The organism is Clostridium sp. AF12-41, from assembly GCF_003461685.1.
In the GTDB taxonomy this organism is placed as follows: Bacteria; Bacillota; Clostridia; order Lachnospirales; family Lachnospiraceae; genus Otoolea; species Otoolea fessa.
In genome coordinates, this window is sequence record NZ_QTXO01000004.1 from 12,670 (window position 1) to 26,017 (window position 13,348).

The 13,348-nt window shown below is 49.2% G+C and carries 13 protein-coding genes; 11 read left to right on the forward strand and 2 right to left on the reverse strand.

What is annotated here, in order from left to right:
• The first annotated feature begins 351 nt into the window (after positions 1 to 351).
• From DWV73_RS07500 to DWV73_RS07510, 3 genes are all read left to right on the forward strand, one after another.
• Positions 352 to 1,008: a DUF6465 family protein gene (locus DWV73_RS07500; RefSeq protein WP_117796331.1), complete on the forward strand. Its 657-nt coding sequence runs from the start codon at positions 352 to 354 to the stop codon at positions 1,006 to 1,008.
• Between the two features lie 658 nt (positions 1,009 to 1,666).
• Positions 1,667 to 1,894, forward strand: coding sequence for a hypothetical protein (locus DWV73_RS07505; protein ID WP_117796332.1), 228 nt, complete (start codon positions 1,667 to 1,669; stop codon positions 1,892 to 1,894).
• 189 nt (positions 1,895 to 2,083) lie between these two features.
• Positions 2,084 to 3,475: an RsmF rRNA methyltransferase first C-terminal domain-containing protein gene (locus DWV73_RS07510; RefSeq protein WP_181986230.1), complete on the forward strand. Its 1,392-nt coding sequence runs from the start codon at positions 2,084 to 2,086 to the stop codon at positions 3,473 to 3,475.
• Here the strand turns inward: DWV73_RS07510 and DWV73_RS07515 are convergent.
• Positions 3,472 to 4,359, reverse strand: a complete 888-nt coding sequence (locus DWV73_RS07515; protein ID WP_117796333.1) for an RluA family pseudouridine synthase — start codon at positions 4,357 to 4,359, stop codon at positions 3,472 to 3,474. The genes DWV73_RS07510 and DWV73_RS07515 overlap by 4 nt on opposite strands.
• A gap of 394 nt (positions 4,360 to 4,753) precedes the next feature.
• Between DWV73_RS07515 and purE the strand changes: the two genes are divergently transcribed.
• The 8 genes from purE to DWV73_RS07555 all read left to right on the forward strand — a co-directional run bounded on the left by purE (position 4,754) and on the right by DWV73_RS07555 (position 12,325).
• Positions 4,754 to 5,266: a 5-(carboxyamino)imidazole ribonucleotide mutase gene (gene purE, locus DWV73_RS07520; RefSeq protein WP_117796334.1), complete on the forward strand. Its 513-nt coding sequence runs from the start codon at positions 4,754 to 4,756 to the stop codon at positions 5,264 to 5,266.
• Between the two features lie 38 nt (positions 5,267 to 5,304).
• On the forward strand, positions 5,305 to 6,336 hold the full coding sequence (gene purM / locus DWV73_RS07525) for a phosphoribosylformylglycinamidine cyclo-ligase (protein ID WP_022359210.1): 1,032 nt from the start codon (positions 5,305 to 5,307) through the stop codon (positions 6,334 to 6,336).
• Positions 6,330 to 6,923, forward strand: a complete 594-nt coding sequence (gene purN, locus DWV73_RS07530; protein ID WP_107000366.1) for a phosphoribosylglycinamide formyltransferase — start codon at positions 6,330 to 6,332, stop codon at positions 6,921 to 6,923. The genes purM and purN overlap by 7 nt, the downstream gene beginning before the upstream one ends.
• Positions 6,924 to 6,933: 10 nt before the next feature.
• Positions 6,934 to 8,208: a phosphoribosylamine--glycine ligase gene (gene purD / locus DWV73_RS07535; RefSeq protein ID WP_117796335.1), complete on the forward strand. Its 1,275-nt coding sequence runs from the start codon at positions 6,934 to 6,936 to the stop codon at positions 8,206 to 8,208.
• A 190-nt stretch (positions 8,209 to 8,398) separates the two neighbouring features.
• Entirely contained in the window at positions 8,399 to 8,938 is a 540-nt protein-coding gene (gene rbr / locus DWV73_RS07540) for a rubrerythrin (RefSeq protein ID WP_107000364.1), read from the forward strand.
• Between the two features lie 546 nt (positions 8,939 to 9,484).
• Positions 9,485 to 10,579 carry an NlpC/P60 family protein gene (locus tag DWV73_RS07545; RefSeq protein WP_181986231.1) on the forward strand — a complete coding sequence of 365 codons (1,095 nt, stop codon included), beginning with the start codon at positions 9,485 to 9,487 and terminating at the stop codon, positions 10,577 to 10,579.
• A 36-nt stretch (positions 10,580 to 10,615) separates the two neighbouring features.
• Positions 10,616 to 11,071 (forward strand): ribonuclease Z, encoded by a 456-nt coding sequence (locus DWV73_RS07550; protein ID WP_117796337.1) that lies wholly within the window; start codon positions 10,616 to 10,618, stop codon positions 11,069 to 11,071.
• A gap of 165 nt (positions 11,072 to 11,236) precedes the next feature.
• The gene (locus tag DWV73_RS07555; protein WP_117796470.1) at positions 11,237 to 12,325 is read left to right on the forward strand and encodes a DNA/RNA non-specific endonuclease; all 1,089 of its coding nucleotides are present in this window, start codon (positions 11,237 to 11,239) and stop codon (positions 12,323 to 12,325) included.
• A 92-nt stretch (positions 12,326 to 12,417) separates the two neighbouring features.
• Here DWV73_RS07555 and DWV73_RS07560 read toward each other — a convergent pair whose 3' ends face one another.
• On the reverse strand, positions 12,418 to 13,335 hold the full coding sequence (locus tag DWV73_RS07560; RefSeq protein ID WP_117796338.1) for an AraC family transcriptional regulator: 918 nt from the start codon (positions 13,333 to 13,335) through the stop codon (positions 12,418 to 12,420).
• Between the last annotated feature and the right edge of the window lie 13 nt (positions 13,336 to 13,348).

Here is a 13,348-nt window from a genome sequence, read left to right on the forward strand (position 1 = left end):
AGCGGTTTTGTTGACAAAAACAGGAAATTGCCGTATAATTTGTTAAAGTTCAGACAAGGTCATGGAAATAGGGATAGGATGTGCTTGACGGTGGATCAAGGGCGGAAAAAGACCATTTGTGTGATAATCTGAATGGACAGACAACTTGGGGAAACTTGAATATAAGACAATTAAATTATGGGGATACCGCAGAATGACAAGGATGTGATTAGGCGGTGTCCCTACTTCGACTGTCGGGAATGAATCGGATATGAGGCATTGCCGCAGGCAGAAAAGCTGCGCCGTGTGAGTGAGCACAGAATCACAAGCCGGAAGACGTTGCGGAGAAAGCAGAGAAGGAGGATGAGATATATGGTTCAGAGAAAGAAAACATTAGCCAAGACAGCGGCAAAGAAATCTGTTTCAACGGAAGAGAAAAAGGTTCCGTCTGTTGTGGAGAAAAAAGAGACAGCCGTAGCTGAAGTGGCGAAGAAAGAAACGGCAGTGGCAGCAGTCGCAAAGAAAGAGACAGCGGTAGCGGAAGTGGCAAAGAAGGAAACAGCTGTTGCAGCGGTGGAGAAAAAAGAGACGGCAGTAGCATCCGTTCCGAAAAAGGAAACTGCACTGGCACATGTAGAGAAGAAAGAAACAGCCGTAGCGCCGGTACAGAAGAAGGAGACCGCCCTCGCAGAGAAGAAAGAGATGGCAGCAGCCGCAGAGAAAAAGGAGACAGACGTGACCGTAAAGAAAACAACTGCAAAGAGAACCACAAAGACAACCACAAAGACAACCACTGCAGCAAAGAAGACAGCTGAGAAAAAGGAAGTAAAGACAGTTGCATACGTACAGTACGCAGGTGCGGAGATTTCTATCGAGAAGCTGGAGGCAGAAGCAAAGAAAGCATATGCAGCTCTGGGACATAAAGAGGACGAGATTGAGACTCTGACCCTGTATGTTAAACCGGAAGAGCGTGCCGTTTACTATGTGGTAAATGGAGAAGGTTCCAGCGAGTACAAGATTGTGTACTAAGGTGGGCGTTCGGTGAAGTTTCCGGCTCTGTATGACGGGAAGTTTACATACCATATCTGCTTAAAATGAGGGAGCAGGTATAAAAATCTAAGAATGGTAAAAAGTCAGTTTTTATATCTTTGGTGTATTAAGAGAGATATAGAACTGGCTTTTTATTTCATAGAAAAATGTGTCCTATGAAACAAAATACGCTCCGCGAGGATGCACAGTGATTCTGTATGGAATATGTCAGCTTCGCTGACCAGAATCACGCGCCAGGTCTCACGGACGGTTCACTGATCTGTGGATATTTTGATATGGGGATGTTTTAAAATCATAAAAGGGAATGCGGATGATTCAGTGCAGGGCGGAATGAAGGAAAAAACAGCCAGAACAGTACTCCAGCGGTTAAGGTCAGGCAAATCTCCATGGCGCTGTTGATGATTCCCGATAAAATCCAGCTGTCCAGACAGAAAACGGATGAAATCCAGAGGAGCAGAAGGCAGAGACGCCCACGGGTAGCAGGAGAATCCAGAGAGTGAGTCAATTTGCTGAAAAAGGCAGTATTGGAGGTTCTTTGGGAATAATGGACAGGAGCTGGGGACGAAAAATAGAGCTGCAAGCTTAAATAAAACAGATTATAAAGAAATAACAGCGCAGCCGCCAGCGCCAGAAGCGTGTGAAGGATAGCACAGACTGGGAGGTGCTCCGGGGTATAGGGCAGCAGGGCAGCGGCAGTGAGGAGAAGCAGGCAGCATTTTGCCTGGCGGGGGCGGTACAGGGAGAGTTGGGAGTAGAAAAAGCCGCCGCAGAGCAGGCACCAGAGAAAAAATTCGCCGCGTCGGTGCAGTGCGATGCTGATACTGGAAAAATTGGAAGAAAACAGATTGCTTCCGCGTGTGAGTGAGAAACTAAAAAAAGGGAGGAGAACGAACGTAAATATCCATCGAATCATGAGGATAGTGTGGGAAAATGGGGCGGAAAAGATACTGGAAAGAAGAGGCAGAAATAGTTGACGGAATTGCTGTTTATGTAATAGTATTATTATTTAGAAAAGATGAATTATATGTTTGATTAAGAAGGATAATACAAAACTATGATAAATTTACCAGCAGCATTTACTGAACGAATGAAACAGATGCTCGGCAGGGAGTACGATGCGTTTATCGCCAGTTACGACAAGGAGCGCTCACAGGGACTGCGCGTGAACGGACTGAAAACGGATCCGGCGGAATTTGCTAAGACGGCTCCATTTTCTCTGAATCCGGTTGCGTGGGCGGCGGAGGGATTCGCTTATGGGGAGGAGGATCGTCCGGGGCGTCATCCGTACCACGATGCGGGCGTTTACTATATTCAGGAGCCGAGCGCGATGATTGCGGCTTCGCTTTTAAACCCGCAGCCGGGGGAAATGATTCTGGATCTCTGTGCGGCACCGGGCGGAAAATCGACGCAGGCGGCGGCGAGACTGAGCGGAGAAGGACTTCTGGTGAGCAATGAGATCCATCCGGCGCGTGCAAAGATTCTCTCGCAGAATATCGAGCGCATGGGAATCCGGAATGCGGTTGTGACAAATGAAGATTCCGGGCGGCTGACGAAGTATTTTCCGGCATTTTTTGATGGGATCATCGTGGATGCACCGTGTTCCGGCGAGGGAATGTTCCGCAAGGATGAGACGGCGGTCACGGAATGGAGCCCGGAGAATGTGCGTCGCTGTGCTGGGCGGCAGCAGGAGATTCTTGAAAATGCGGCGATGATGCTGAAACCGGGCGGACGGCTGGTGTACTCCACCTGTACTTTTGCGCCGGAGGAGGACGAGCAGGCGATCGGACGTTTCTTAGAGGCACATCCAGAGTTTGCGCTAGAGGAAACGCCGGACTATCCGGGACTTTCGCACGGCGTTCCAGCCTGGGGGGCGGGTGTGACGGATGGAATCGAGAAAACGGTCCGTATCTGGCCGCACCGGACCGAGGGAGAAGGCCATTATGCGGCACTTCTTCGAAAAACGGGCGAGCCGGAGAGCGTGAAGCGTAAATATCCGGCTTCGATGAAGGACAAGAAGCTTCTGGCAGTCTATGAGGATTTCTGCAAAGAGATATTTATTGAGCCGAAGAAATGGACAGCGGACAGTACGATGACGATGTTTGGCGATCAGCTTTACCGGACGCCGGAGGAGATGGTCGATTTTAAGGGGCTGCGGGTGCTTCGCCCGGGGCTTCAGATGGGAGAATTTAAGAAAAATCGTTTTGAGCCGTCCCACGCGCTGGCACTTGCCCTGCATCCATCGGAGGTAAAACAGAACGTGAACCTGTCTGCCGACGCGCCAGAGACGGCGGCATACCTGCGCGGCGAGACGATCCAGCTTTCTGAGGAAGACGCCGGAAAAGGCTGGTGCCTTGTGAGTGTGGACGGGTATTCGCTCGGATGGGGCAAGAAGAGCGGCGGGACGCTGAAAAACCATTATCCGAAGGGACTGCGGAAGCAGTATTAATAGAAGAAGGAAAAATCCTCCGGCATCGGAGCCGTAAACTCCATTGCTTCCCCTGTGATCGGATGCCGGAATGCCACCGTATAGGAGTGAAGCGCCTGCCGTTCGATGAAGCGGTAATCCGGGTTGTATAGAAAATCCCCTAAAAGCGGGTGCCCGATGGCTTTCATGTGGACCCGGATCTGGTGGGTGCGCCCCGTTTCCAGGCGAAGCCGGACGAGGGAGCAGCCGAGATCGTCCCGGTAATCGAGACACCGGTAATGGGTGACGGCGTGTTCCCCATGATTCATATCGATGCAGCGTTCGATGGTGGAACTATCTTTTCGGGCGATCGGCAGATCGATGGTGCCGGATTTTTCTGGTTTACCGGCAACAATCGCGAGATATTCGCGGCGTATCTCTTTTTTTGCAGTCATGGCGGAGAGAAATGCGCCGCTTATTTTATGTTTGGCGATCAGCAGAAGACCGGTGGTGTCGCGGTCTAAGCGGTTCACGGCACGGAACACGAAATGTTCGCCCCGCGAGGCAAAACGGTACGCGAGGGCGTTTGCCAGCGTATTTTCATGGTGTCCCTGGGATGGGTGGACAGGCATTCCGGCGGCTTTGTTGAGTATTATGAGATCTTCGTCTTCATATACTATATCGATCGGAAGATTGACCGGAAGAATATCTGAGGAAATGGGTTCGTCCGGGAGAAAGAGTGTCAGGGTGTCTCCGCTCTGAAGCGGTGTGTTCAGCCAGGATGGAGTCCCATTCAGGCAGATCTGCTCAGGGTTCTGTTTGAGCTCGATGAGGATGCGGCGGGAATATCCGGCATCGCGCAGGAAGGCGCCGATGGTGTCGGCCTTGTTTTTATTTGTAATGGTGTATGATAATGTCCGTTTCATTTAGGGAACCTCTTTGGGGTGAAAATGGGTTATTTGTTGTCATTCCAATAAGGATAACATAAAAGCAAGATGGGCTGCAATGTCAGAGTGAAATTTGTTCTTGATTACGGCTACGCTATGTTACTGTTTACAGGTAGGCACTTTTGGAACCGAAAGTGTCGTAAGAAAACGTGGTGGCAGCAGGAATTTGCCGTATTTAAATGCGAAGCCACGGCAAATTCCGTTACTGGGCACGTATGCGTGAACAGTAACGATGAAATTTTGAAGGATTCTCGAAACACTATTGACTTGCCATGAAAAACCTAGTATCATTACTAATAAGTAAGGGTGTTTTTATTCAAATTACTTATAAGTAGAACTAATAAATACAATGCAGAGAAAAGGAGAATGAACGATGGCAAAAGTAGGAATTGTAATGGGAAGCGATTCGGACATGCCGATCATGGCACAGGCAGCAGATTTTCTGGACAAGATGGGGATTGATTATGAAATGACAATCATTTCTGCACACCGTGAGCCAGACATCTTTTTTAACTATGCAAAATCCGCTGAGGAGAAAGGCTTTAAGGTTATCATTGCAGGTGCTGGCAAGGCAGCGCATCTGCCGGGTATGTGCGCGGCACTGTTCCCGATGCCGGTGATCGGTATTCCGATGAAAACCTCGGATTTAGGCGGAGTTGATTCTCTGTATTCGATCGTACAGATGCCATCCGGTATTCCGGTTGCAACGGTAGCGATCAACGGAGGTAAGAACGCGGGTATTCTGGCAGCCAAGATTCTGGCAACTTCCGATCAGGAGCTGTTAGCGAAATTAAAGGCATACTCCGAGGAGATGAAGAATGAAGTAGCCGGTAAGGATGAGAAATTACAGAAGCTGGGACATAAAGAGTATCTGGCACAGAAATAAACATTAAAAATATAAACAAGGACATACGGAGGAAAACCATGGATTACAAGAATTCCGGAGTAGATATTGAGGCTGGTTATAAGTCGGTAGAACTGATGAAAGAGCATGTAAAGAAAACGATGCGTGAGGAAGTGCTGGGAGGTCTGGGCGGCTTTGCCGGTGCATTCTCCCTGGCAAAGATTAAAGAGATGGAAGATCCGGTTCTCTTATCTGGTACGGACGGCTGTGGTACCAAGGTAAAGCTGGCGATCATCATGGACAAGCATGACACGATCGGTATCGATGCAGTTGCGATGTGTGTCAACGACATTGCATGTGCAGGCGGCGAGCCGCTGTTTTTCCTGGACTATATTGCCTGCGGCAAGAACTATCCGGAAAAGATCGCGGATATCGTAAAAGGCGTTGCAGAAGGCTGCTTACAGTCGGAGGCAGCTCTGATCGGCGGCGAGACAGCCGAGCATCCGGGACTGATGCCGGAGGAAGATTATGATCTGGCTGGTTTTGCTGTCGGTGTGGTTGATAAAAAAGACATGATTACCGGCGAAAACCTGAAACCGGGTGATGTACTGATCGGTATGGCATCCACCGGCGTTCACAGCAATGGTTTCTCCCTGGTCCGCAAGGTATTTGAGAAGGAACTCAACAAAGAGGGACTGGAGACCTACTATGAGGAGTTGGGAACCACGCTTGGCGAGGCACTTCTGGCACCGACCCGTATCTATGTAAAGGCGCTGAAAGCAGTGAAGAATGCGGGCGTGACTGTGAAAGCGTGCAGCCATATCACAGGCGGCGGCTTCTATGAGAATGTTCCGCGTATGCTGAAAGACGGTGTTCGCGCAGTCATCAAGAAAGACAGCTATCAGATTCCGCCAATCTTTGGTATGCTGGCGAAGAAAGGCGATATCGAGGAGCATATGATGTACAATACCTACAACATGGGTATCGGCATGGTTGTAGCAGTCGATGCGGCTGATGCAGAGCGTGCGATGGAGGCAATGAAGTCCGCTGGCGATACACCGTACATCATCGGTTCTATTGAGGCAGGAGAAAAGGGAGTAACATTATGCTAAGAGTCGTTGTAATGGTGTCTGGCGGCGGTACAAATCTGCAGGCAATCCTGGATGCGGTTGATAACGGCAAGATCACGAACGCAGAGGTTGCAGCGGTTATCAGCAACAATGAGGGCGTTTATGCGATTGAGCGCGCGAAAAAACACGGTGTCCCAGCGTTTGTTGTGACTCCGAAGGCGTATGAGACGCGAGATGCATTCGATGAGGCGCTTTTAGAGACCGTCAAGGCGTGTAAGCCGGATCTCATCGTTCTGGCTGGATTTCTTGTGAAGATTCCGGCGGCGATGATCGAGGCATACAGAAATAAAATTATCAATATCCACCCGTCCCTGATTCCGTCCTTCTGTGGCGTCGGCTATTATGGACTGAAGGTGCATGAGGCGGCACTGGCGCGCGGCGTCAAGGTGACGGGCGCGACGGTTCACTATGTGGATGAGGGAACCGATACCGGTCCGATCCTCTTCCAGAAAGCTGTAGAGGTGCAGCCGGATGATACGCCGAAGACGCTGCAGCAGCGCGTGATGGAACAGGCAGAGTGGGTACTGCTTCCGCAGGCGATCGATGCGATTGCAAACGGAAGAATATAAGGAGAAGAACATGAAAGTTTTAATCGTTGGCAGCGGCGGACGTGAGCATGCGATCGCATGGAAAGTGGCTCAGAGTCCGAAGGTAGATAAAATTTATTGTGCACCGGGCAATGCAGGAATCGCAGAGTATGCAGAGTGTGTGCCGATCAGTGCAATGGAATTTGATAAGCTGGCGGCATTTGCGAAAGAGCATGAGGTTGATCTGACCGTGATTGGCATGGACGATCCGCTGGTCGGCGGTATCGTGGATGTGTTCGAGGCACAGGGACTGCGTGTATTTGGACCGAGAAAAAATGCGGCGATTCTGGAAGGATCGAAGGCATTTTCCAAGGATCTGATGAAGAAATACAACATTCCGACCGCAGCCTATGAGACTTTTACCGATCCGCACAAGGCGCTGGAATACTTACAGACCGCTAAGATGCCGATCGTTTTGAAAGCAGATGGTCTGGCACTTGGAAAAGGTGTTCTGATCTGCAATACTTTAGAGGAAGCAGAGGCAGGCGTCAAGGAGATCATGGAGGACAAGAAGTTTGGTTCTGCCGGCAATCAGATGGTCATCGAGGAGTTCATGACAGGACGCGAGGTTTCTGTCCTTTCCTTCGTCGATGGCGATACGATCCGAATTATGACCTCCTCCCAGGACCACAAGCGGGCGCTGGACGGCGATCAGGGCTTAAATACAGGCGGTATGGGAACCTTCTCACCAAGCCCGTTCTACACAAAAGAAGTAGATGAATTCTGCAAAAAGTACATCTATCAGCCGTCGGTTGACGCGATGAAGAAGGAAGGACGTATCTTCAAGGGAATCATTTTTTTCGGTCTGATGCTGACCGAAGATGGTCCGAAGGTGCTGGAATACAATGCTCGTTTCGGCGATCCGGAGACACAGGTTGTCCTGCCGCGCATGAAGAACGATATCGTGGAAGTCTTTGAGGCATGTATCGACGGAACCCTGGATCAGATCCAGCTGGAATTTGAGGACAATGCGGCAGTCTGTGTTGTTCTGGCGTCGGATGGTTATCCGGTGAAATATGAAAAAGGTTTCAAGATTCACGGTCTGGAGAAATTCAAAGACACGGACGGTTACTATGTATTCCACGCGGGCACGAACTTCGATGAGGACGGCGACATCGTGACAAACGGCGGTCGAGTGCTGGGCGTTACTGCAAAGGGCAAAGACCTGAAAGAGGCGCGCGCCAACGCATACAAGGCGACCGAGTGGATCAATTTTGCTAACAAATATATGCGCCATGATATCGGGCATGCGATTGATGAGGCGTAAGGGAAGCGGAAGGTAGTAGATTCCTATTTAGAAAAGAAACGGGGATATCAGATTTGAACGTCTGATATCCCTGTTTTTGTCTGGATGTTGGAAAAAAATGCTTTTGAAAAACATATTAAAAACATTCAATCGTGATATAATAGAAAGAAAAGATGATCTGTTTTCATGCAATTAAAAGGAGGACAACGCAATGGCTAATAAATATGCAGGAACCCAGACGGAAAAGAACCTGAGGGAGGCTTTTTCCGGCGAATCACAGGCGAGAAATAAATATACCTATTTTGCATCCAAGGCAAAAAAAGAGGGATTTGAGCAGATTTCCGCCCTTTTTTTAAAGACCGCAGACAATGAGAAAGAACACGCAAAGATGTGGTTTAAGGAATTAGACGGCCTGGGAAATACCGCAGAGAATCTGGCATCTGCTGCAGACGGCGAGAATTATGAGTGGACAGATATGTATGATGGATTTGCCAAGACGGCTGAGGAAGAGGGCTTTCCGGAGCTGGCAGCGAAATTCCGTATGGTAGCGGAGATCGAAAAACATCATGAAGAGCGCTACCGTGCCCTGCTTCACAATGTGGAAGCGCAGGAAGTATTTAAGAAGAGCGAAGTGAAGGTATGGGAATGCCGCAACTGCGGTCATATCGTAGTAGGCGAGAAAGCACCGGAAGTTTGTCCGGTATGCGCGCATCCGCAGGCTTATTTCGAGGTTCATGCGGAGAATTACTAAATCTGGGGACTCAATCGTGGAAGCAGATGCCTTTTGTGGGAATGTGAGACGCAAGAGGTAGTTCTGGATTTGGTATGTGATTGAGTATAAGTAATGTGAGTTAGAGTGGATATGCCATGGACGGCGAGGATCTGATGGATTTGCTGGTCAGTCAGCTGGGGCACTTTCGGAAACGACGAGACGCCAGCTGAGGGTGCTGCCGATTCCTTATTGTGTATAAAAAAGGAAGATGCATCATATAAAAGATACGAAAATTAAGCAGGCTGTTTTGGAACAGTTCATATGAGATCGTCTTTTTTATCATTCGCACCAGATGTTTCGAAGGAACAATGCCGGGTAGAACATTGGATTGACACAGGAAATGCGCCAGGAACAGTAAAAATGACGCCGGAAGAAATTGAAAATTTGAATGCACGGATTTTACGGACATCTGGAACGGAAATGCATGATTTGAAAAATGAAGCCTTTGCCAAAGAAGAGAGAGTTGTTTATGATAAATGGTGTGGAAATTTCTTATCATTTGGGATACAGGGGATAAATTGGACTGTGCGTGATGCTCAAAATTCCGTGGATAAAAATGTTCATATCAAATATGGAATCGCGACTTCACAGGGGTTGATCAAACAGTTTCCGATGGAGACTTTTTTAGCCGATGAGGAGGATCCATCCGATCCGGAGTGGGATGAGGCAGCACTTTGTCTCTGTATGGTCGGGGAACCGCTTTTGATTTTGGGTTCGGTGCAGGAGGAGAGTTATCTGTATGTCCGGAATGAATGCAGCGAGGGCTGGATATCGGCAGAGTCGGTGGCAGTCTGTCGGAACCGGGCGGAATGGCTGATGGCGGCATTTCCGATCCATCCGTTAGTAGTGACAGGGGACATGGTCTGGCTGGAAGCAAGTGCGGTCTATCCGGGAACCAGTGCATACCGGCTTCGGATGGGTACGGTGTTGGAATTGTGCGTGGAAGAAGGAATCCCAGAGATAAAAGAAACAATAGAAACAAACAGAATAAAAGGGACAGGAGCGCTAATAGAGACAACAGAAGCACAGGCAGAACAGAGGGTACAGAACAGACTGTCTTGGAATAATTACATCGTCTGGCTTCCATGCCGCGCTCCGGATGGCAGTTTCTTCCGGCAAAAAGGATTGATTCCAATGAGCCGGGACGTATCGGTGGGATATTTGAGCTTGACAAATGAGGAGATTATTAAACAGGCGTTCAAGTGTCTGGGAGACCGCTACGGCTGGGGCGGAATGCTGGAGAGCCGGGATTGTTCTTCCTATATCCGGGAAGTGTACCGCTGTTTTGGATGGATCCTGCCTCGCAATACGACCGGGCAGTTGCAGATGCCAGTTCGAAAAATAGAGCTGGCGGGGCGGCGCTGCTCAGAAAAAAAGCAGATTTTAAAAGTATTAGAACCGGGCACACTTCTATATTTTCCGGGACATGTGATGATGTATCTGGGATATGAGAATGGCAATTTTTATGTCATAAACGATGTGAGCAGGCTGGTGAAAGAAGGAGAAACGATGCCGGTGCGTGTACGATCGGTGATTGTCAACACGCTGGCAGTCAGGCGTCCCAATCTGCGGACTTGGATGGAGGAGCTGACGCTTGCTTTGATTCCTTGGGAAACATGAAACGTACAGCAGATAGAAAAAGGGAGAAAAAGAGAGATGAAGATAATTGTATGTGTGGATAATCAGAACGGCATGATGTTCAATCACAGACGGCAGAGCCAGGACCGCGTGCTTAGAAAGCGTATTATGGAGCTGACAGGTGGGAAAAAACTGTGGATGAATGCATACAGCCAGAAACAGTTTTTACAGGTGAATGGAAATATGCCGAAAGAACAGGAACAATCCGGGCAACTGGGGCAATCTGGGCAGATTCAGGCAGATGAAGCGTTTTTGGAAAAGGCGGGGCCGGGAGAGTACTGTTTTGTCGAGGACAAGGATGTTGTTCCGTATGAGAGCCGGATCGAAGAAGTGATTCTCTGTCATTGGAACCGGGATTATCCGGCAGATATGTATTTTAAGATGGATCTGGGCAGCTGGAAGCTGGCAGAAACGCAGGAATATGCGGGTTCCTCGCATGAGAAAATCACAGAAGAGCGGTATGTGCGCAGGTAAAAAATATACATAAAAAGTAAGTACAATATAAAAGAGTAAGAAAAACATAAAAAACAAGTCAAATATAAAAAAGAGCCGGTTCTGCACCTGAAAATCAGGCGCCAGAACGCACAAATCTACATGGCTCTGAAAGGGATAGGCTTAAACGGAAAGGCAGAAATTCATATGAGAAAATTGAAAATGTGGCTTCTGGGGCTGGCTGCAGCGGCGATGCTGTCTGTTTCAGCGTGCGCGCAGGAGATTCCAGAGGGAAGTCTGAATGGAAACGGAAGTGTCAGCGCGGAGGAAAATCAGGCGGAAAGTGCGGACGGAGATTCACAGGCGGTGTCATCGTCAGAAAATGGTGGAAACCGTGTATCTTCTGCTTCGGGAACGTCATTTAATCTGGCGGATGTACCGGCATATTCCGGTCAGCCGTATGTGGCGGTCAATGGAAATGTGCCGTATTTTACCGATGCGGACCTGACGGATGTATCATTTGAGAGTTACAGTGATTTGGACAGCCTGGGGCGCTGCGGCGTGGCATATGCTTCGGTTTCGCAGGACACGATGCCGACGGAGAAGCGCGGCTCGATCGGGGAAGTCAAGCCGACGGGCTGGCATACGGCGAAGTATGACAATGTGGATGGAAAGTATCTCTATAACCGTTGTCATCTGATCGGCTACCAGCTCACGGCGGAGAATGCTAATGTCAAAAACCTGATTACCGGAACCCGCTATCTGAACGTACAGGGAATGCTGCCATTTGAAAATCTGACAGCCGATTATGTGAAAGAAACCGGAAACCATGTCATGTACCGCGTAACGCCGGTTTTTGAGGGCAATAATCTGGTTGCCTCCGGCGTCCTGATGGAGGCGGAATCTGTCGAGGATCAGGGCGAGGGAGTGCTGTTCTGCGTATACGTCTATAATGTCCAGCCTGGTATTGCGATCGATTATGCGACAGGAGAAAGCTGGGCGGACGGTTCTGGAAGTGCGGGAAGCACAGCCGGACAGGGAACGGCTGGAAATGGCAGCAGCCAGAATCAATCGGCTGGATCGGGAGCAGCTGGTTCGTCGGGAGGCGGCGCTGGATCCTCTGGAAGCAGCGCGACGGTTCAGACCTACATTCTCAATACCAACTCGAAAAAATTTCATCTTCCAAGCTGCACATCTGTCACCCAGATGAAGGCGGCAAACCGGCAGGAATTTACCGGTACGCGCGATGAAGTGATTGCAGATGGATATGAACCATGTAAGAACTGCAATCCTTGATAAAACAGGGATGCAAAGTGTCTCGTTTGTGCTGTGTATGGAAAGAATCGGATGAGAACACGGTTAAGGAAGTTTCAAGAAGAAGCAATTCCTTAAAGAAAAGTTATAAGAGAAATTTTCCGCTTACGATACGCCCCCGGTGTACATCCGGTCAGGCGTTTGAAACAGGAAGAATAGTAGCTTTGTGTTGTAAAGCCGGAGCTTTGGGCAATTTCCGCGATAGATAGGCGGGAGTTGTTCAAAAGCTCCTGGCTTTTTTTGATCCGGTATTCAAGGAGATACTGGAAAATCGTGATGCCAGTCATCCGTTTGAAAAAACGTTCACATTCTTCCGGACAGAGGCAGACTGCGTCAGAGATCTCGCGCAGGGTGATTTTCTGCGAGTAATGCGCCTGCAAGTAGTGGAAAATCTCTTTCAGGCGGCTGTTGGCGGCAGAAGTATCGCCGCGTTTATTGAACGTGGATTCGTCTTGACGGAGAAAGCGCCAGGCGATGATCCAGAGGGAAAACAGGGTACCATATACCTGAAACGAGCTTTCAGGTGTGTGATTCTCTGAAAGCTGTAAAATACGGCAGATGGAGTCCGTCAGCAGAGAACCGTCGGGTGTGAGGGCGTCAAACTGGAAAAAAGACAAGGTTTCCTCATTCAAAAGGGGCAGAACCATCGCATCCGACAAAGCAGCCCCGCTGGCAGCAGTCAGAAGCGCCGGGGAAAAATTGATGCAGTAGTAGGAGGAATCCGGCGTCAATGGCAAAGCGCTGTGGACGAGCCGTCGGTTTAAAAAAATACCGCAGCCGGACGAAATCGGGAATCTGGAACCAGGCGTCTGAAAACAGACCTCGCCGCGCTCGACCAGGCAGAACTGGAAATCTTCATGCCAGTGCCAGCTCACAAGCTGATAAGACGGATCGGAAAAGTCGGTTCGGTACACCGAAACCGGAAAATCCGGGAAAATACGAATCAGGTTTTCCTCCCGGTCAGAATTTATGGAAAGATAGTTTGTAATCATAATAACCTCAATA

What these genes read in the sequence shown, in the direction of transcription:
- DWV73_RS07500 (WP_117796331.1), top strand. Translation starts at nt 352, where the DNA reads ATGGTTCAGAGAAAGAAAACATTAGCCAAGACAGCGGCAAAGAAATCT.
- DWV73_RS07510 (WP_181986230.1), top strand. Translation starts at nt 2,084, where the DNA reads ATGATAAATTTACCAGCAGCATTTACTGAACGAATGAAACAGATGCTC.
- DWV73_RS07515 (WP_117796333.1), bottom strand. Translation starts at nt 4,359, where the DNA reads ATGAAACGGACATTATCATACACCATTACAAATAAAAACAAGGCCGAC.
- purE (WP_117796334.1), top strand. Translation starts at nt 4,754, where the DNA reads ATGGCAAAAGTAGGAATTGTAATGGGAAGCGATTCGGACATGCCGATC.
- purM (WP_022359210.1), top strand. Translation starts at nt 5,305, where the DNA reads ATGGATTACAAGAATTCCGGAGTAGATATTGAGGCTGGTTATAAGTCG.
- purN (WP_107000366.1), top strand. Translation starts at nt 6,330, where the DNA reads ATGCTAAGAGTCGTTGTAATGGTGTCTGGCGGCGGTACAAATCTGCAG.
- purD (WP_117796335.1), top strand. Translation starts at nt 6,934, where the DNA reads ATGAAAGTTTTAATCGTTGGCAGCGGCGGACGTGAGCATGCGATCGCA.
- rbr (WP_107000364.1), top strand. Translation starts at nt 8,399, where the DNA reads ATGGCTAATAAATATGCAGGAACCCAGACGGAAAAGAACCTGAGGGAG.
- DWV73_RS07550 (WP_117796337.1), top strand. Translation starts at nt 10,616, where the DNA reads ATGAAGATAATTGTATGTGTGGATAATCAGAACGGCATGATGTTCAAT.
- DWV73_RS07555 (WP_117796470.1), top strand. Translation starts at nt 11,237, where the DNA reads ATGAGAAAATTGAAAATGTGGCTTCTGGGGCTGGCTGCAGCGGCGATG.
- DWV73_RS07560 (WP_117796338.1), bottom strand. Translation starts at nt 13,335, where the DNA reads ATGATTACAAACTATCTTTCCATAAATTCTGACCGGGAGGAAAACCTG.